At 61.4% G+C, this 18048-nt stretch carries 15 protein-coding genes; 6 read left to right on the forward strand and 9 right to left on the reverse strand.

The annotated features are described in order from the left end of the window. Nucleotides 1-237: 237 nt before the first annotated feature. From HU751_RS07085 to HU751_RS07105, 5 genes are all read right to left on the reverse strand, one after another. Nucleotides 238-510 (reverse strand): hypothetical protein, encoded by a 273-nt coding sequence (locus tag HU751_RS07085; RefSeq protein ID WP_186732826.1) that lies wholly within the window; start codon nt 508-510, stop codon nt 238-240. A gap of 145 nt (nt 511-655) precedes the next feature. Then, nucleotides 656-964: a DUF3077 domain-containing protein gene (locus HU751_RS07090; protein WP_186732827.1), complete on the reverse strand. Its 309-nt coding sequence runs from the start codon at nt 962-964 to the stop codon at nt 656-658. Between the two features lie 352 nt (nt 965-1316). Next, nucleotides 1317-2333: a cytochrome d ubiquinol oxidase subunit II gene (gene cydB / locus HU751_RS07095; RefSeq protein ID WP_186732828.1), complete on the reverse strand. Its 1017-nt coding sequence runs from the start codon at nt 2331-2333 to the stop codon at nt 1317-1319. Nucleotides 2334-2347: 14 nt separating this feature from the next. Continuing rightward, the gene (locus HU751_RS07100) at nt 2348-3739 is read right to left on the reverse strand and encodes a cytochrome ubiquinol oxidase subunit I (protein WP_186732829.1); all 1392 of its coding nucleotides are present in this window, start codon (nt 3737-3739) and stop codon (nt 2348-2350) included. A 99-nt stretch (nt 3740-3838) separates the two neighbouring features. Beyond that, nucleotides 3839-6163: an FdhF/YdeP family oxidoreductase gene (locus tag HU751_RS07105; protein WP_186732830.1), complete on the reverse strand. Its 2325-nt coding sequence runs from the start codon at nt 6161-6163 to the stop codon at nt 3839-3841. A gap of 274 nt (nt 6164-6437) precedes the next feature. Between HU751_RS07105 and HU751_RS07110 the strand changes: the two genes are divergently transcribed. Both HU751_RS07110 and HU751_RS07115 read left to right on the forward strand, forming a co-directional pair. After that, a complete protein-coding gene (locus HU751_RS07110; RefSeq protein WP_186732831.1) occupies nt 6438-7337 on the forward strand; it encodes a bestrophin family protein in 900 nt (299 codons plus the stop codon). Between the two features lie 90 nt (nt 7338-7427). Next, a complete protein-coding gene (locus HU751_RS07115) occupies nt 7428-8804 on the forward strand; it encodes an OprD family porin (protein WP_186732832.1) in 1377 nt (458 codons plus the stop codon). Nucleotides 8805-8922: 118 nt separating this feature from the next. Here HU751_RS07115 and HU751_RS07120 read toward each other — a convergent pair whose 3' ends face one another. Next, a complete protein-coding gene (locus HU751_RS07120) occupies nt 8923-10137 on the reverse strand; it encodes a molybdopterin molybdotransferase MoeA (RefSeq protein WP_225933238.1) in 1215 nt (404 codons plus the stop codon). After that, the gene (gene moaB, locus HU751_RS07125) at nt 10119-10658 is read right to left on the reverse strand and encodes a molybdenum cofactor biosynthesis protein B (RefSeq protein WP_186732833.1); all 540 of its coding nucleotides are present in this window, start codon (nt 10656-10658) and stop codon (nt 10119-10121) included. Before moaB ends, HU751_RS07120 begins: the two co-directional genes overlap by 19 nt. A 265-nt stretch (nt 10659-10923) precedes the next feature. Between moaB and HU751_RS07130 the strand changes: the two genes are divergently transcribed. Genes HU751_RS07130 through HU751_RS07140 form a run of 3 tightly spaced genes read left to right on the forward strand, consistent with a single transcriptional unit; the run spans nt 10924 to nt 12592 of the window. Continuing rightward, complete coding sequence (locus HU751_RS07130) at nt 10924-11844, forward strand: LysR family transcriptional regulator (RefSeq protein ID WP_186732834.1); 921 nt, start codon at nt 10924-10926, stop codon at nt 11842-11844. Further along, nucleotides 11841-12344, forward strand: a complete 504-nt coding sequence (gene moaC, locus HU751_RS07135; RefSeq protein WP_186732835.1) for a cyclic pyranopterin monophosphate synthase MoaC — start codon at nt 11841-11843, stop codon at nt 12342-12344. The genes HU751_RS07130 and moaC overlap by 4 nt, the downstream gene beginning before the upstream one ends. Next, the gene (locus tag HU751_RS07140) at nt 12341-12592 is read left to right on the forward strand and encodes a MoaD/ThiS family protein (protein ID WP_186732836.1); all 252 of its coding nucleotides are present in this window, start codon (nt 12341-12343) and stop codon (nt 12590-12592) included. The genes moaC and HU751_RS07140 overlap by 4 nt, the downstream gene beginning before the upstream one ends. A 271-nt stretch (nt 12593-12863) precedes the next feature. Here HU751_RS07140 and cydB (HU751_RS07145) read toward each other — a convergent pair whose 3' ends face one another. Continuing rightward, complete coding sequence (gene cydB, locus HU751_RS07145) at nt 12864-13871, reverse strand: cytochrome d ubiquinol oxidase subunit II (RefSeq protein WP_186732837.1); 1008 nt, start codon at nt 13869-13871, stop codon at nt 12864-12866. A 38-nt stretch (nt 13872-13909) separates the two neighbouring features. Continuing rightward, a complete protein-coding gene (locus tag HU751_RS07150; protein WP_186732838.1) occupies nt 13910-15316 on the reverse strand; it encodes a cytochrome ubiquinol oxidase subunit I in 1407 nt (468 codons plus the stop codon). Between the two features lie 324 nt (nt 15317-15640). Here HU751_RS07150 and HU751_RS07155 point away from each other — a divergent pair, with 324 nt between their 5' ends. Continuing rightward, nucleotides 15641-17914, forward strand: coding sequence for an FdhF/YdeP family oxidoreductase (locus HU751_RS07155; protein WP_186732839.1), 2274 nt, complete (start codon nt 15641-15643; stop codon nt 17912-17914). Nucleotides 17915-18048 lie beyond the last annotated feature (134 nt).

An 18048-nucleotide genomic window follows, 5' to 3' on the forward strand; every position in this document is an offset into this window, starting at 1 on the left:
TCCGTAAAATCATTAACTTACGAAGTTGCAAAATTGCACATGCACTCAAAAGTTTCATAATTAGAGAGGAAGTATGGGTGGCAGATGGTCAATCGTTATATTTTATAGAAATATAAAATATGTTATTTATTTCTGAAGGAGTGGACAGTCTAGGGGACTATATAGATTGACTTCGATTTATAACTGTATTTCTATTAGAAATACTTAAGTGAGGCCATCAAAGACGATGGATGCATTTCAAATGCTGAGTTTCAAATTTTGAAAGTCTCGAATTTTCGAAGTCGCAAGAACTGTGCAACGCCCCTTCGTGCATACCTTCTGCACCAGCCGTGCTCTGTTGACGAACACATCGATCTGACAACTGCCTGAGTGCTGCACATCTTCCCAGTATTCCGTGTGCACAAGCTGCCCGTTCTGCGGCCCTGTGTACGTGCCCGCAGCTTCACGCGTGACATAGCTGCTGTCGCGCACATACCTGAGCACCACCGGATCTTCTTCCGGCACCACCATGATCTGCCTTGGCACCCCGAAGAAGTCGATCAGTAACGCACTCTGAATGCTGAGCGGTCGGTGTGGGAGCCGGCTTGCCGGCGATGGGCCGCAAAACGGCCCCGGGTCTAACAGACTGACACCAACCACAGCGGCCACCGCATTCCTACTCAACCCTCCGTCCCACCATCAATCCATGATTCACATCCTGAGCCAGCGCCTTGGCCATGCCACTGAGGTAATGCACCGCCGTCAGCAACGTCGGCAAACGATCCGTCTCCGCCATGGCCAGATCGCTGATCTTGTGCACTGCACACATCAGCACGGTCGCCTGCTCAACCGCATGGTCCACCGAATGGCCCGCCACAACACGGAACAGCGGGTCTTGACCGCCCTCCTCCCCAGCCTCGCCAAAATGCCCGACGCCGGTGGTTGCGAGCTTGCTGATACGTGGGGTTTGCAATTCCTTATCCATAGCATTCCTCCTGCGGCCCCGCGAACGGCGCGGGGCCTGATCGGTGAACATCAAATGTGAGCCCAAGCTCGCCAGATCAATGCCGGGATTGAAGGAACCCGGCGCACACGAGGTGCCCCACGTACAGCCGCCATAAGCGACAACGTGCAATCCTTCTATCAGCAACGGCCTGTCTTTGACCCATTTTTAGCTTGCAACCGCTTGAGCTGTAGTGGTTTATGGTTTCGCCGCATCGCCTGTCTGCTCGGTCTTGCGCCCGAACAAGCGCTAAGGCAGCAGACAAAGCATCGCAAACAGCCACGCCTCTGCAAGGTCCGTAGACCCCGAAGAAGCGTGGCTGACCACTCAACAATTAATGATAGGCATCCCCCGGCTGCACCTTGCCGCGGAACACGTGGTAGCTCCAGAAGGTGTAGGCCAGGATGATCGGGATGATGAACAGCGCCCCGATCAGCGCGAACAGCTGGCTGGTCAGCGGCGCGGCGGCCTGCCACAGGGTCAGACTCGGCGGCACGATGTTCGGCCAGATGCTGATCGCCAGCCCCAGGTAACCAAGGAACACCAGCCCCACCACGGCAATGAACGGTAGGTGCGAGTGGCGCTTGCGCAGGGTCTTCTGGATGACCACCACGGCCACCACCGCCAGCACCGCGATCAGTACCGAGCGCAGCCAGTGGCTGGCACCGAACCAGCGCTGGGCGATGTCGTCATGCAGCCAGGCGGTCCAGGCGCAGATCACCACGATCACCAGCGCCAGCAGGTAGGTCAGCGGACGGCTGTAGTGGCGCATGCGCGACTCGAGCATGCCATCGGTCTTGATCAGCAGCCAGGTGCTGCCCAGCAGCGCGTAGGTCAGCAGCAGGCCGACGCCGCAGAACAGTGGGAACGGCGCGACCCAGTCCCAGCCGCTGCCGGCGAATTGTCGGTCCACCACCGCGATGCCGCTGATGTAGGTGCCAATGGCCACACCTTGGAAGAAGGTCGCCAACACCGAGCCGCCGATGAACGCCTTGTCCCACAGGTGACGCTTGTTCGGGTGGGCCTTGAAGCGGAACTCGAAGGCCACGCCGCGGAAGATTAGCCCGGCCAGCACCAGCACCAGCGGCAGGTAGAGGGCCTCAAGGATCACCGAGTAGGCCAGCGGGAAGGCGCCATACAACGCCGCCGCACCCAGCACCGCCCAGGTCTCGTTGCCGTCCCACACCGGTGCCACGGTGTTCATCATTACGTCGCGATCGCTGGAATCACTGATCAGCGGGAAGAGAATCCCCAGCCCAAGATCGAAGCCGTCCATGATCACGTACATCATTAACCCGAAAGCAATGATCACGCCCCAGATGACCGAAAGATCGATACCTTGAATTGCCATGTGCCTGCTCCTTCTCAGTCGGCGACGGACAGCGGGCGACGCGCGGTGGCCAGCGATTCCGGTTGGTCGGGGTTCGGCAGTTCCTCGTGCGCAATCGGGCCCTTGCGCACCAGGCGCATCATGTAGCCGATCCCCACGGTGAACACCGAGAAGTAGATGACCACGAAGGTCGCCAGGGTGATGCTCATCTGCACGGTGCTGTGGTTGGAGGCCGCTTCAGTGGTGCGCAGCATGCCGTAGACTACCCAGGGTTGACGGCCCACTTCGGTGGTGAACCAGCCGGCCAGCAGGGCGATCAGCCCCGACGGCCCCATCAGCAGGGCGAACCAGAGGAAGGCACGGTTGCGGTATAGCGCTCCGTTGCGACGCAGCACCAGGGCCAGCAGCGCGCAGGCCAGCATCAGCATGCCCAGGCCGGCCATGACCCGGAAGCTCCAGAAGATGATCGTAGAGTTGGGACGGTCCTCCTTGGCGAAGCTCTTGAGTGCCGGGATCTGCTTGTCCAGGCTGTGGGTCAGGATCAGGCTGCCCAGGTACGGCACTTCGAGGCTGTAGCGGGTGGTTTCGGCAGCCATGTCCGGCAGGCCGAACAGCACCAACGGCGTGGCTTCGCCCGGCTTGTTCTCCCAGTGACCCTCGATGGCAGCGATTTTCGCCGGCTGATGCTCCAGGGTGTTCAGTCCATGGGCGTCACCGACCACCACCTGCACCGGCGTTGCCACCAGGATCATCCACATGCCCATCGACAGCATCTTACGGATCTGCGGCGTATTGCTCCCGCGCAGCAGGTGCCAGGCCGCGGAGGCCGAAACGAAGAACGCGGTAGAGAGGAACGCGGCCAGCGCCATGTGCGCCAGGCGGTAAGGGAACGACGGGTTGAAGACAATCTTGAACCAGTCCAGCGGCATCACCCGGCCATCGACGATCTCGATGCCCTGCGGGGTCTGCATCCAGCTGTTCGAGGAGAGAATCCAGAACATTGAGATCAGCGTGCCGATGGCCACCATCACCGTGGCGAAGAAGTGCAGCTTGCGTCCCACCCTGCCCCAGCCGAACAGCATCACCCCGAGGAAGCCCGCTTCGAGGAAGAACGCGGTGAGCACCTCGTAGGTGAGCAACGGCCCAGTCACGCTGCCGGCGAAGTCGGAGAAACGCGCCCAGTTGGTGCCGAACTCGTAGGCCATCACCAGGCCCGAGACCACGCCCATGCCAAAGTTGACGGCGAAGATCTTCGACCAGAATTTGTAGAGGTCCTTGTATACCGAGTGGCCGGTTTTCAGCCAGCAGCCTTCGAGCACGGCCAGGAAGCTGGCCAGGCCGATGGTGATGGCCGGGAAAATGATGTGGAACGAGACCGTGAAGGCGAATTGCAGCCTTGCTAGGTCCAGTGCACCCAGATTCGACATGACGATATCCTTGTGGACAGACAGGTTCCTCCCAGGCGGCGGCTAGTACGGCGCCGCATACCCGGGGGCCTGCAGTCGATTGATTTGAACGGTCGAGAGTTATGCGCTGACGGCGTGAATCAAGGCATCCGCTTGCGCGTGCTCGAGGCGAATGGCGACGAACTTCGAGGTCGGCGTGAAGGTCTGGTCGCCGTAGCTTTCCAGCGGTACCAACGGGTTGGTCTCCGGGTAGTAGGCGGCCGCCTGGCCGGCGGGAATGTCGTAGGCCACCAGGGTGAAGCCACTGACCCGACGCTCCAGGCCGTCCTCCCACAGCGATACCATGTCCACCTTGTCACCGGGCGCGAAGCCCAGCCGCTGGATATCGGCCGCATTGGCGAAGACCACTTCACGCAGGCCGAACACACCGCGGTAGCGGTCGTCCAGCCCGTACAGAGTGGTGTTGTACTGATCGTGCGAACGCAGGGTCTGCAAAATCAGGTCAGGCTTTTCGCCACGGGCGAGGACCGTTTCGTTGACCAGTTGCGCGGGCAGCTGGGTAGCGGTGAACTGCGCCTTGCCGCTAGCAGTGTTCCACTCACGCTCGGCGGCGGAGTTACCTAGGTAGAAACCGCCAGGATGCTCCAGGCGCGCGTTGAAATCGGTGAAACCGGGGATGGTATCGGCGATCAGGTCGCGGATGCGCGCATAGTCGGCCACCACCCAGTCCCAGTTGATCGGCCGGTCGCCCAGGGTGGCCTTGGCCATGCCGGCGATGATCGACGGTTCCGAGCGCAGCAGTGGCGAGCGCGGCTTCAGCTGACCATGGGAGATGTGCACCATGCTAAAGGTGTCTTCCACGGTGACGCCCTGTGGCCCTTCGGCCTGGATATCGATCTCGGTGCGGCCCAGGCACGGCAGTATAAGCGCATCGCGGCCGGTGACCAGGTGCGAGCGGTTGAGCTTGGTCGAGATGTGCACGGTCAGCTCGCAGTTGCGCAGCGCCGCGTGGGTGCGCGGGGTGTCCGGCGTAGCCTGGGCGAAGTTGCCGCCCAGGGCGATGAACACCTTGGTGCGGTGCTCCTCCATCGCCTGGATCGCCAGCACGGCGTTGTGCCCATGGCCGCGCGGCACCTCGATGCCGAAGCGACGCTGGATGTTGTCCAGCAGCCAGGTCGGCGGCTTCTCGTCGATGCCCATGCTGCGGTCGCCCTGCACGTTGCTATGACCGCGCACTGGCGACAGACCGGCGCCCGGGCGGCCGACGTTGCCGCGCAGCAGTTGCAGGTTGACGATCTCCTGTACGGTCGGCACCGAGTGGCGATGCTGGGTGACACCCATGGCCCAGCACATGATCACCCGCTCGGCCTTGCGATACATTCGCGCGGCCAGCTCGATCTCGGCCTTGCTCAGGCCCGACTGCTCGACGATGTGCTCCCAGGAGGTAGCGTCCACCTGCGCTAGGTAGTCGTCCATACCATGGGTATGGGCCTTGATGAAGGCGTGGTCGAACACCGCCGGCATGCCGTTGGCCTGGGCCTCGCGTTCCCACTGCAGGAGGAACTTGGCCATGCCACGGATGGCCGCCATGTCCCCACCCAGGGCTGGGCGGAAGTACGCCGTGTTGGTCGGTTCGGAACCGTTGCTAAGCATTTCGAACGGGTGCTGCGGGTGCTGGAAGCGCTCCAGACCACGCTCCTTGAGCGGGTTGAAACACACCACCTGGGCGCCGCGCTCCACCGCCTCGCGCAGCGGTTCGAGCATGCGCGGGTGATTGGTGCCGGGGTTCTGGCCAATGACGAAGATCGCGTCGGCCAGCTCCAGGTCGTGGAACACCACGGTGCCCTTACCCACCCCGACGGTGCTGGACATACCCAGGCCGCTGGCCTCGTGGCACATGTTCGAGCAGTCGGGGAAGTTGTTGGTGCCATAGGTACGCACGAACAATTGGTAGAGGAACGCCGCTTCGTTGCTGGCCCGGCCCGAGGTGTAGAAGTCGGCCTGATCGGGCGACTCGAGTTTGTTCAGATGCTTGGCGACCAGGGCGAAGGCCTCTTCCCAGCTGATCTCGACGTAATGATCGGTGCTGGCGTCGTAGCGCATCGGGTGAGTCAGACGGCCCTGATATTCGAGCCAGTAATCGCTTTGTTCGAGCAAGGCGCTGACGCTGTACCTGGCGAAGAAATCGGGATCGACCGAGCGGCCGGTGGCCTCCCAGTTGACCGCCTTGGCGCCGTTCTCACAGAACTTGACCATGCCGTTCTCGGGCGACTCGCCCCAGGCGCAGCCCGGGCAGTCGAAGCCGTTGTTCTGGTTGGTCTTGAGCATCGCACGGACGTTTTTGACGGCGTTCTCGCTGCCCAACCAGGCCTTGGTCACGCCCATCAGCGCGCCCCAGCCGGCGGCCGGTCCATTGTAACTTCTAATATGTTCTTCGTCGCTCATCAGGATCACCCTTGGTCGCGGCAGGCTAATTAACAAGTTCGAAGTTTCATTGAGTTCAAACAATCAACTTCGACACTGCTGACCCGTGCAGGCTATTTTCACGGTGCACTAGCGTCAAATCGAAAGTAATTAAGACTTCATCGGCATTCTCTATCACGGGCCGTGATAGAGATTTCCGATCAACTGGTCATTAAATATGATTGGACGCTGTTACCTGCACTTTCTAGTCTGCTGCCGCGCTCCAACTTCGCCTGATGAACCCGCGGGTATTGCCATGATCGTCCACGCCAAACCCAACCTGCTGAACGTGCTGATCACCCTCAAAGGGTCGATTGCCCGGCGCATCGCCCGACGCACCCTCATGGTCAGCGCGCTGGCCTCGCTGATCGTGCTGCTGGAGACCCTGCACCCAGCCTTCTACGCCAAGGTCAATGCCACGCCCTTCACCCTGCTGGGCATCTCGCTGTCGATCTTCATGAGCTTTCGCAACAACGCCTGCTACGACCGCTGGTGGGAGGGCCGCAAGGCCTGGGGCCAGGTGGTCATCGAGGTGCGTTCGTTCATTCGTGCCAGCTGCGTGATCGCCAACCCCGAGCAGCGCGCCCTGCTGCTGCGCGGACTGTGCGGCTACACCCATGCCCTCGGCGCACGGCTGCGCGGCGAGGACGAGCTCAAGGCCGCCACGCCCTGGGTTGGCGATGCAGCCAGCCTGCCGCCGCACAACCTCAGCGACGGCATCCTGCAATCGCTGGGCGCGCGCATCTCGCGCTTGGCCCAGTACCAGCAGATCAGCGAATGGCGCTACGTGACCCTGGAACAGCGCCTGAAGGGCCTGTCCGAGGCGCAGGCGGCCTGCGAGCGGATCAAGGCCACGCCGCTGCCGTTCCCCTACACCCTGCTGCTGCACCGCACCATCTACCTGTTCTGCGTGCTGCTGCCGTTCGCTATGGCCGAGCCGCTGGGCTGGCTGGCGCCGCTGTTCACCGCCATCGTCAGCTACACCTTCTTCGGCCTGGACGCCATCAGCGACGAACTGGAAGACCCGTTCGGCCGCGACGAGAACGACCTGCCCCTGGACGCCATCGTGCGCACCGTCGAGCGCGACGTGCTCGGCGCCCTGGGCTGCACCGAGTTGCCGCCGGCGCTGCAGCCGGTGGACCACATCCTCAGCTGACCCCCCGAACCCCTTGCCCACCCCGGCCAGCACCACTGGCCGGCGGCGTTCGCGTGCGCGTCAACCTATCACAACAATGGAGCAGCACCCATGCAACGCACCACCCTCTCCGTGGCCGTGTCCCTGGCCACCCTGGCGGGCCTCGCGCCCTTGTGCAGCCACGCCGCTGGTTTCCTCGAAGACAGCAAGGCCAGCCTGACCCTGCGCAACTTCTACATCGACACCGACAACCGCAACGGCAGCGCCGCGCCGAGCAAGCAGAACGAATGGGGCCAGGGCTTCATGCTCAACTACGCCTCGGGCTACACCCAAGGCACGGTCGGCTTCGGCGTTGACGCCCTGGGCCTGCTGGGCGTGCGCCTGGATGGCGGCAGCAAGGCCGGCAAGGCCAATGTCGAGCGCCAGCCCGGCACGATCTTCCCGCTGGAGCACGATGGTTCGGCGGTGGATGAGTTCAGCAGCCTCGGGTTGACCGCGAAGATGCGTATCGCCCGCACCGAGCTGCGCTACGGCACCCTGCAGCCGAAGCTGCCGGTGGTGGTGTCCAACGATGCCCGCCTGCTGCCGCTGACCTATGAAGGCGCCCAGCTGACGTCCAACGACTTCACCAACCTGACCCTGACCGCCGGCCAGCTGGAGCACACCCGCGGGCGCAACTCCACCGACCTGCGCGCCCTGAGCATCGCCGGGGCCAACGGCAGCACCGCCAAGAGCCGCGACAGCAACCACTTCTACTTCGCCGGTGCCGACTACAAGGCCAGCAAGCAATTGTTGCTGCAGTACTACTACGGCGAGCTGGACGATTTCTACAATCAGCACTTCTTCGGCCTGGTGCACAACCTGCCGCTGGGGCCGGGCAACCTGAAGACCGACCTGCGGGTGTTCCTCAGCGACAGCGACGGCAAGAACGCCAGCGCCGCCGGGCGCAAGGACAACTACCTGAGCAGCGGTTACTACGGTGGCAACGTAACCAAGGGCGAGGTGGATAACCAGGTGTACAGCGGCATGTTCACCTACAGCCTGAGCGGGCACAGCCTGGGCGCGGGGTACCAGGTACTGACTGGTGAGAGCGACTTCCCTTACCTGAACCGCGGCGATGGCGAGGGCACCAGCACTTACCTGGTCACCGATGCGCAGCTGCTCAAGTTCAACCGAGCCGGGGAGCGTACCTGGCTGGCGCGGTATACCTACGACTTCGCGGCGGCCGGGGTGCCGGGGTTGAACTTCAGTGTGCTGTATCTGAAGGGGGACTCGATCGACACGGCCCATGCTGATCGTGGCGAGTGGGAGCGGGACATCGCGCTAAGTTATGTCACGCCGTCCGGGCCGTTCAAGGGGCTGGGGCTGGCGTGGAAGAATGCCAGCCTGCGCAGCGGGCTGCCGGCCGGGACCGTGGCGGGGTATGCGGCGCAGCGGGATCAGGATGAGAATCGGTTGATCGTGAGTTATACGCTGCCGTTGATGTGATGGGATTGGCGCGGCAGGGCTTCGACGTGCTTGGCGATAGTCCTGCTGTGCTCTTGAGATCGCTGAAACCCTCTCGTCGAACCCTGAATTCAACAAATCATCCAAGGCATGAAAAAACTCAAACCCCAACCCCCGCAAACCCAATGAAATCCAGCACATCTCCCGCCTCGAACGTCTCCCCCGCCGGCACCTCGAGCAACCCATCCCCAAGCACCGCGCTGAGCAGTGTCGAGGAGCTCTGGTTCTCCAGCAACCGCGCCCGCCCGCCATCGAGCCGTACCCGCAGGTACTCCTGGCGCTTGCCAGCCTTGGGCCAGTTAAACCCCGCCACCACCGGTACCCGCAGCGGCTCGACCCGCTCCACGCCCATCCGCGCCAGCAGGTAAGGCCGCGCCAGCAGCAGGAACGTGACCAGCGCCGACCCCGGATTGCCCGGCAACCCTAAAAGCGGGACCGCGCCCACATGGCCGAAGGTGAACGGCTTGCCAGGCTTGATCGCCAGCTTCCACAGCTTCACCTCGCCATCCTCACGCAACAGCGCGCCGATGCAGTCGGCATCCCCGACCGACACACCCGCGCTACTGATGATCAGCTCGGCACCTTCGGCCCCGGTCAGCGCCGCGCGCAGCCGCAGCGGATCGTCCGGCACACAGCCCAAGTCGATCACCTCGCACCCCAGCCGTTCGAGCAACGCAGCCAGCACCACCCGATTGCTGTCGTAAATCTGCCCAGGCCCCAGCGCCGCGCCTTCACCCGCCAGCTCGTCACCACTGGAAAGTAGCGCGACCCGTGGCCGGCGCAGCACCGGCAGCTGGGCAAAACCCTGCGACGCCAGCACACCGAGGGTAATCGGGCTGAGCACCGTACCCGCTGCCAGCAAAGGCGCCCGAGCACGGATCTCGTTGCCTTGCGGGCGTATATTGTCACCACGGCGCAATGCGTCGAGCGAACGCACCCGCCCTTGCGCGTCGACCTCACAGTTCTCCTGCAACTGCACACAGTCAGCCCCTGCGGGCACCGGCGCCCCGGTAAACACCCTCGCACAGGTACCTACCTGCAGCGGCTCGGGCGCCTGCCCGGCGAACACCGTCTGTGACACCGGCAATGGCTGCGCCACCAGGTCGTCCAAGCGCAACGCGTAACCGTCCATGGCACTGTTGGCCCAGGGCGGCAAGTCGATCGCTGCGCACAAGTCCTCGGCCAATACCCGGCCGTCGGCCCCACGCAATGCCACCTGCTCGACGACGGTGAACGGCTCGGACCTGGCCAGGGCTAGTAGCTGGCGCAGCGCCTCGTCCACCGCCATCAGCCCGCTCACGAGCGCGTCCCGCATAGGTTAGCTGCCTTCAGATGCGGCACGAAATTGCACGGACGGTGCCGTGCGTCAAGTTGCTCGACCAAGATACCTTCCCAGGCGGTGCGGCAGGCACCAGTGGAACCCGGCAGGCAGCAGACCAGCGTGCCATTGGCCAGGCCCGCCAGGGCGCGGGTCTGTACTGTGGAGGTGCCGATGTCGAGGATCGACAAGGCGCGGAACAACTCGCCGAAACCGTCGATATGCTTGTCCAGCAGGCAACTGACCGCCTCCGGCGTGCTGTCGCGCCCAGTGAAACCGGTGCCACCGGTAATCAGCACCACCTGCACACCCTCGTCGGCGATCCAGCCGGCCACCTGTGCACGGATTTTGTACAGATCGTCCTTGAGCAACGCCCTGGCCACCAGGCGGTGGCCCATATCCACCGCGCGACTGGCCAGCAGCTCGCCGGAGGTGTCTGTTTCGAACGTGCGGGTATCGCTGACCGTCAGCACGGCAATATTCAGTGGGACAAATACAGCATCGGGTTTGGCACTCATATCTTGGCACTCTGATAATTCGACAATACGCTCGAGAAACTAGAGCGTCCCCGACATCACGTCCAATCGATAATACTCAATATATCATAAGCGGCCTCTATCGCCCTTCATCATCAGCCCCCTCTATCACTTCTTAGTAATTTCTCATTGGACGATATTTAATCTTCGCTTTACTTTTTATCTCCCTGAAGCCTGGCCTCACTCATACATTCAAGTGCCATGCATCGCTGTTTTCGCTTTTTTAAATCAATCGGCAAGGCGACCCATGGATATCAAACAGCTTAAGTTCCTTATTGCCTTGGACCAGACCCGACATTTCGGTCAGGCCGCTGCTTTGTGCCATATCACACAGCCGACCCTGTCGATGCGACTGCGCAATCTGGAAGACGAACTAGGCCTTATGCTGGTTGCTCGCGGCCAGCGTTTCGAGGGATTTACCGAAGCCGGCGAACGCATTCTGGCCTGGACCCGCACGCTGCTGGCAGCCTACGACGGCCTGCAAGCCGAGGCCGCCAGTTGCCGTGGACGTATTGTCGGCAGGCTACGCATCGGTATGGTGCCGCTGTCCAGCTTCAACCTGATGGACTTGCTCAAGCCACTGACCGACGGCTACCCGCAACTACAGGTGCAGCTGTTATCGCTGAGCTCGGAACAGGTGACTGACGGCCTGAGCCGCAACCAGCTCGACCTTGGCATCTGTTATCTCGACCAGATCAACCGTAGTTACTTCGACGTGATCGAGTTGGGTGCCACACGCATGGGCCTGTTGTACGACACTCGGTGGTTCGCTTTCGACAGCCCATGCCTGACCTGGGAGGCCCTGGCCGGTCTTCCGCTGGGGCTGCTGTCCCAAGGTATGCACTATCGCCAGTCCATCGACCTGAGCTTTCGCAGCCGAGGACTCCATCCTCAGCCGATCCTCGAAAGCGACTCCACCTACCAGCTGGTTCAGGGCGTCTGCGCTGGTCTTTGCTGCGCAATCATGCCGCTGGACCATGGCCTGGAAGGACTTAGCGAACACATCCACATCCATCCGATCAGCGATGCCAGCATCCGTGCCCCATTGGGTCTGCTGCTTCGTCGCAGCGAACCGCGCTCGGCCCTGGCACAGCAGTGCTTCGCCGAAGCCCGCCTGCTGCTGTGCCCGCAGGCGCAGCCCTCTCCCCAGCCTCTGGAACTCTCATGAACGATGCCGCCGCCTCTCCCGACGCCCTGACACACCTTGACAGCCGCGGCCATGCGCACATGGTCGATGTCAGCGACAAACCCGACACCCGCCGGGAAGCCATAGCCGAAGCCTGGGTGCGCATGAAGCCGGAAACTTTGGCCCTGATCAGCGCCGGCGGCCATCCCAAGGGCGATGTCTTCGCGGTGGCGCGGATCGCAGGGATCATGGCCGCCAAGCGCACCCACGAACTGGTCCCGCTGTGCCACCCGCTGTTGCTGACCGCGGTCAGCGTCGAGCTCAAGGCGGTGGCGCCGGACTCAGTGCGGATCATCGCCAGCGTCGCGCTTAACGGTACGACCGGCGTCGAGATGGAAGCGCTAACCGCCGCCAGTGTGGCCGCCCTGACCCTTTACGACATGTGCAAGGCCGTCGACCGCAGCATGCAGATCGACTGGCTGCGCCTACTGCGCAAGTCCGGCGGGCGCTCGGGGCTATACCAGGCCGAGGTGGGACCATGATCCAGGTGCACTACTTCGCGCGTTACCGCGAGCTGCTGGGCAGCGACGGCGAAACCGTAGCCTGGGAGCCCGCGATGGCCTGCCTGCGCGACCTACGCGAGCGGCTTGCCGGCCGCGGTGGCCCATGGACGCAAACCCTCGGCCAGGCCAACCTCATGTGCGCACGTAACCAGGAACTGTGCGCATTGGACGAGCCGTTGTGCGACGGTGACGACATTGCCTTCTTCCCCCCCGTCACAGGGGGTTAGGCCATTGCGCGCCAGGTGGGCGATCGGATAGTCGATTCGCCTGTTTAGCCCGTCAATGAGTTGTTTCGCTGGAAGATTCAATTTTTATGGTCCCTCTCGGCACTTCTAACTTAACTATTCTCTGTGCACCGATGTACGGCATTTGGCGCAAGCCGGGGAAAGTTTTACATGTTCCGCGATCCGCCCTTACGTCGGGGAACGATACTTTATGGCTGTCAATTATCGACTTATGTCTGCCCCGCCACTCGAGTGTGGCGGGGCTGCAAGCCGATCAATGATAACCATCACCCACTTTCACCTTGCCGCGGAATACGTAGTAGCTCCAGGCGGTGTACACCAGGATGAACGGTAAGATGAACAGCGCGCCGATCAGCGCGAATAGTTGGCTGGACACGGGGGATGCGGCCTGCCACATGGTGATCGACGGGGGGATAATGTTCGGCCAGATGCTGATACCCAGGCCACTGTAGCCGAGGAAGATCACTACCAAGGTGAGTAGGAAGGGCGAAGCGGTGGCCCGGTGTGCCAGCGTGGTCAAGGTGGCGATGAAGCAGAACAGCAGAAGCAATGGCACCGGCAGGAAGTAGAACAGGTTGGGCAGGCTGAACCAGCGCTGGGCGATTTCTGGGTGGATGAGCGGTGTCCACACGCTTATCACGGCAATGACACCCAGCAGGCCCCAGATGAAATAGGACGAGTAACGGTACATCTCTTCCTGTAGGCGGCCTTCGGTCTTCATGATCAGCCAGGTGCTACCCAGTTGCGCATAAGCCAGTAACAACGCAAAGCCGCAAAATAGAGGGAACGGCCGACACCAGTCGAGTGGGCCGCCAGCATACATGTTGTTCTCCACCGGAATACCATCGAGGAATGCACCCAGGGCAACGCCCTGGGTGAAGGTGGCGACGATCGACCCGCCAATGAAGGCCTTGTCCCACCAATGGCGGCTGCGCTCGCTGGCTTTGAAACGGAACTCGAAGGCCACGCCGCGGAAGATCAGGCCCAACAGCATCAGTACCAGCGGCAAGTAGAGTGCGCTGAGTATCACTGAATAGGCCAGTGGGAAGGCGCCGAACAAGCCCGCACCGCCCAGCACCAGCCAAGTCTCGTTGCCGTCCCACACCGGCGCGACGGTATTCATCATGACGTCGCGCTCTTCCTTGTCCTTGATCGCCAGGAAGAGAATGCCGATGCCGAGGTCGAATCCGTCCATGATGACGTACATCATGACCCCAAAAATAATGATCAATGCCCAGATCAGCGTGATATCGACGCCCATAGCAGTCGCTCCTCAAGTTCCAATCGTATTCTGCACGCTCAATGATCGTCTGCTGCGGACATAGGGCGTGCCGGCGTATTCGACTGGCCGGCTGCGCCTTCGGTCGAGGGCGCAGCCTCGTGTGGATGAGGCCCTTTGTGCACCAGCTTGAGCATGTAGGTGATACCGGTACCGAACAGCACGAAGTACACCAGCACGAATAGGATCAGGCTAATGCTCATTTCTCCCACGGTCAGTGGTGATACCGCATCCTTTGTCCGCATGAGTCCGTACACGACCCAAGGCTGGCGGCCCATCTCGGTGGTCACCCAACCCGCCAGCAGAGCGATCAAACCGGACGGCCCCATGCATAGCATGAACTTCAGGAACAGCGGTGTGGTGTGCAGCCGGTCGCCACGGCGCAGCCACAGGCTCCAGAGCCCGGCGAGGATCATCAGCAGGCCCATGCTCACCATCAGCCGGAAGGTCCAGAAGATCACCGTGGAGTTCGGGCGATCCTCAGGCGGGAACGACTTCAGCGCCGGGATCTGGCGATCGAGGCTGTGGGTCAGGATCAGGCTGCCTAGGTAGGGCACCTCGATGGCGTAGTGGGTCTTCTCAGCTTTCATATCCGGCCAGCCGGCCAGAATAAGCGGCGACGGCTCACCGGGAATGTTTTCCCAGTGTCCTTCGATAGCGGCGATCTTCGCCGGTTGGTGCTCCAGGGTATTCAGGCCGTGGGCGTCACCGACTACGGCCTGGATCGGTGCCACCACCAGGGCCATCCAACAGGCCATCGACAACATGGTGCGGGCTGATTCGATGTTCTTGCCACGCAGCAGATGCCAAGCCCCGGAAGCGCCAACGAAGAACGCGGTAGCCAGGAACGCGGCGATTGCCATGTGCGCCAGGCGGAAGGGGAACGACGGGTTAAAGATGACCGCCAGCCAGTCCACTGGGACAGCACGGCCGTCGATGATTGCATGGCCCTGAGGTGTGTGCATCCAACTGTTGGAGGAGAGGATCCAGAACGTAGAGATCAATGTGCCTATCGCAACCATGGCGGTGGCGAACATGTGCAGCCCTCGCCCCACACGATCCCAGCCGAAAAGCATCACGCCGAGGAAGCCCGCTTCAAGGAAGAACGCGGTCAATACTTCATAAGTGAGTAGAGGGCCGGTAATGCCTCCAGCGAAGTAGGAAAACTGGGACCAGTTGGTGCCAAACTGGTAAGCCATCACCAGTCCGGAAACTACACCCATGCCGAAGTTCAAGGCAAAAATCTTTATCCAGAACGTATACAGCTCGCGATACACATCACGACCGGTCTTCAGCCAGAGCCCTTCTAATACGGTGAGGTAACTAGCAAGCCCTATTGTGATCGCAGGAAAAATTATATGAACAGCGACAGTGAAGGCAAACTGTAACCGTGCCAGATCGAGCGCCAACGTATTGTATGTGTCCATGCTTTCTCTGCCTCAGCTGGATTTGGGGCAAATTCGCAAATGCGAATCAGATGCATCATATTTGACTGGACATGACCAACTTTCCATCGAGCTCATGATGGGTAGCGTAGTGTGTGGAGGATAGATCATGCGCGAAAAAATCCTGGAAGAATTTAGGATAAAACAGTGACCACATTGGATCCTGAAACTTAATTTGCCTTTCCTCAATGAAGCTGTATCTTTTTACTGTCCTAAATGATGCGTGTTCCTGTGGCCGAAATAGCGGAAATCTACTACTTGATACGGCTTTATATTAATTAAATATAAATCGTTTTCGGAGCAACCATGGCTAATCGACGCAAGGTACCAGGTGTTCGTAGTTACGATGGCCCCGCAGGTGGCTGGGGTGCGCTGAAAGCGACCGCGACGGCAGTGCGAGAGCAGATGGACACGCTCAAAGCACCCATCACCTTGATGCGCACCAACCAGCCCGACGGTTTCGATTGCCCGGGATGCGCCTGGCCCGACAAGGAGCACAAGTCGACCTTCCAGTTCTGCGAGAACGGCGCCAAGGCGGTGACCTGGGAAGCGACCAACAAGCGCGTCCCACCCGAGTTCTTCGCCAATCATCCGGTGGCCACGCTGCTGCACCGCACCGACTACGAACTGGAAGACCTCGGCCGGCTGACCCATCCGATGGTCTACGACCACGCCAGCGACACCTATAAGCCGGTGGAGTGGGAACAGGCTTTCGCCCGCATTGGCGAGATCCTCCGAGGCCTGGAACCGAACCAGGTCGAGTTCTACACCTCTGGGCGTGCCTCCAACGAGGCAGCCTACCTGTACCAACTGTTCGCCCGGGCACTGGGTACCAACAACTTCCCCGACTGTTCCAACATGTGCCACGAGCCGACCAGTGTCGGGCTACCGCGTTCCATTGGTATGGGCAAGGGCTCGGTGTCGCTGGACGACTTTGATACCTGCGAGCTGGTGATCTCCATCGGTCACAACCCCGGCACTAATCACCCGCGGATGATGGGCACGCTGCACGAGGTGTCGCGGCGCAAGGTACCGATCATGGTCCTGAACCCTCTGCGCGAACGGGCCCTGGAGCGCTTCGCCGATCCGCAGGACATGATTGAGATGGCCACCTACGGCTCCACCCGGATCGCCTCGACCTACCTGCAGGTCAAGGCCGGTGGCGATGCCGCCGCGATCAAGGGGGTGATGAAGTCGCTGCTGGAGATGGAGGACTCGCTCGGCCAGGTGCTCGATTACGAGTTTATCGAGCAGCACACCAACGGTTTCGAGGCGCTCAAGGCCGACCTACTGGCGACCACGTGGCCCGACATCGAACACGCCAGTGGCCTGAGCAAGGCCGAAATGGAAAAGGTCGCGGCGGCCTACGCCAAGTCCAACGCCACCATCGTCACCTACGGCATGGGCATAACCCAGCACAACGAGGGCACGGCCAACGTCCGGCTGATCTGCGACCTGCTGATGTTGCGCGGCAACATCGGCAAGCCCGGTGCCGGCATCTGCCCGCTGCGTGGCCACTCCAATGTGCAGGGCAACCGTACGGTGGGTATTACAGAGAAGCCCCCGGCCGATTTCCTGAACAAGATTGAGCAGGTGCTAGGTTTCAAGCCGCCGGCAGAACATGGGCATGACTCGGTACAGGCCATGCAGGCAATGATCGCCGGCACATCGAAGGCGCTGATCTGCCTGGGCGGCAACTTCGCCGTGGCGTTGCCCGACCCTGGCCAGTGCTTCCCTGCCATGGGCAAGCTGGATCTGAGCGTGCACATCGGTACCAAGCTCAACCGCACCCACTTGCTAGTAGGCAAGGAAACCTACTTGTTCCCCTGCCTTGGGCGCACCGAATTGGATGTGCAGAACGGTGAACGACAGTCGATCACCGTCGAGGACTCCATGTCGATGGTTCATGCCTCGGCGGGCAAGCTGAACCCCGCGTCGGAATTCCTGCGATCGGAGCCGGCCATCGTCGCCGGTATGGCCAACGCGACCCTTCCAGGCAGCCCAGTGCCTTGGCTGGAACTGGCTGCCGACTACGATAAGATCCGCGACCTGATCGAGAAGACCTTGCCAGGCTTCGACGACTACAACGCGCGTATCCGCGAACCGGGCGGCTTCCGCATGCCGCTGCCAGCCTGCGACCGTAAGTGGATGACCCCGTCGGGCAAGGCCGAATTCTTCGTGTTCCCGGGCCTGCACGAAGACAAGGAAGTCGACGGTGACGATGTATTGCGGTTGATCACCCTGCGCAGCCACGACCAGTACAACACCACCATCTATGCGATGGACGACCGTTACCGTGGGGTGTTCGGTCGCCGCGACGTGCTGTTCATGAATCCCGTCGACCTGCAGGCGCGCGGCCTGGCTCACGGCGATCTGGTCGACATCGAGACCGTCAGCCATGGCCGCAAGATGCGCTACGAGCGGATCACCGCCATCGAGTACAAAATTTCCGCCGGCTCGGTGGGAGCATACTACCCCGAGGCTAACCAGCTGGTGCCGCTGGACTACATCGATGTTGACAGCGGAACGCCGTCGTACAAGTCGGTGCCGGTGCGAGTGATGCGTTCTGAGCTCAACTAAACAACGATCAAGATGGGCGCATGAGGCGCCCTTTCGTTGCGCTGCCCGGCATGTCATTCGTCGGTTAGATGTCGCGCCGTTCGGGCCTGAGTTGCGTTCGCAACTCAGGTGAACTGTTGCAGCGACAATACATC

Source organism: Pseudomonas peradeniyensis (assembly GCF_014268935.2).
Lineage (GTDB): Bacteria > Pseudomonadota > Gammaproteobacteria > Pseudomonadales > Pseudomonadaceae > Aquipseudomonas > Aquipseudomonas peradeniyensis.

Bases quoted from the DNA above. Each gene is read 5' to 3' on its own strand.
- HU751_RS07155 (WP_186732839.1), top strand. From the start codon at position 15,641: ATGGCTAATCGACGCAAGGTACCAGGTGTTCGTAGTTACGATGGCCCC.
- HU751_RS07120 (WP_225933238.1), bottom strand. From the start codon at position 10,137: ATGCGGGACGCGCTCGTGAGCGGGCTGATGGCGGTGGACGAGGCGCTG.
- HU751_RS07140 (WP_186732836.1), top strand. From the start codon at position 12,341: ATGATCCAGGTGCACTACTTCGCGCGTTACCGCGAGCTGCTGGGCAGC.
- moaB (WP_186732833.1), bottom strand. From the start codon at position 10,658: ATGAGTGCCAAACCCGATGCTGTATTTGTCCCACTGAATATTGCCGTG.
- HU751_RS07110 (WP_186732831.1), top strand. From the start codon at position 6,438: ATGATCGTCCACGCCAAACCCAACCTGCTGAACGTGCTGATCACCCTC.
- HU751_RS07090 (WP_186732827.1), bottom strand. From the start codon at position 964: ATGGATAAGGAATTGCAAACCCCACGTATCAGCAAGCTCGCAACCACC.
- HU751_RS07115 (WP_186732832.1), top strand. From the start codon at position 7,428: ATGCAACGCACCACCCTCTCCGTGGCCGTGTCCCTGGCCACCCTGGCG.
- cydB (WP_186732828.1), bottom strand. From the start codon at position 2,333: ATGGCAATTCAAGGTATCGATCTTTCGGTCATCTGGGGCGTGATCATT.
- HU751_RS07085 (WP_186732826.1), bottom strand. From the start codon at position 510: ATGGTGGTGCCGGAAGAAGATCCGGTGGTGCTCAGGTATGTGCGCGAC.
- HU751_RS07150 (WP_186732838.1), bottom strand. From the start codon at position 15,316: ATGGACACATACAATACGTTGGCGCTCGATCTGGCACGGTTACAGTTT.
- cydB (WP_186732837.1), bottom strand. From the start codon at position 13,871: ATGGGCGTCGATATCACGCTGATCTGGGCATTGATCATTATTTTTGGG.
- HU751_RS07100 (WP_186732829.1), bottom strand. From the start codon at position 3,739: ATGTCGAATCTGGGTGCACTGGACCTAGCAAGGCTGCAATTCGCCTTC.
- HU751_RS07130 (WP_186732834.1), top strand. From the start codon at position 10,924: ATGGATATCAAACAGCTTAAGTTCCTTATTGCCTTGGACCAGACCCGA.
- HU751_RS07105 (WP_186732830.1), bottom strand. From the start codon at position 6,163: ATGAGCGACGAAGAACATATTAGAAGTTACAATGGACCGGCCGCCGGC.
- moaC (WP_186732835.1), top strand. From the start codon at position 11,841: ATGAACGATGCCGCCGCCTCTCCCGACGCCCTGACACACCTTGACAGC.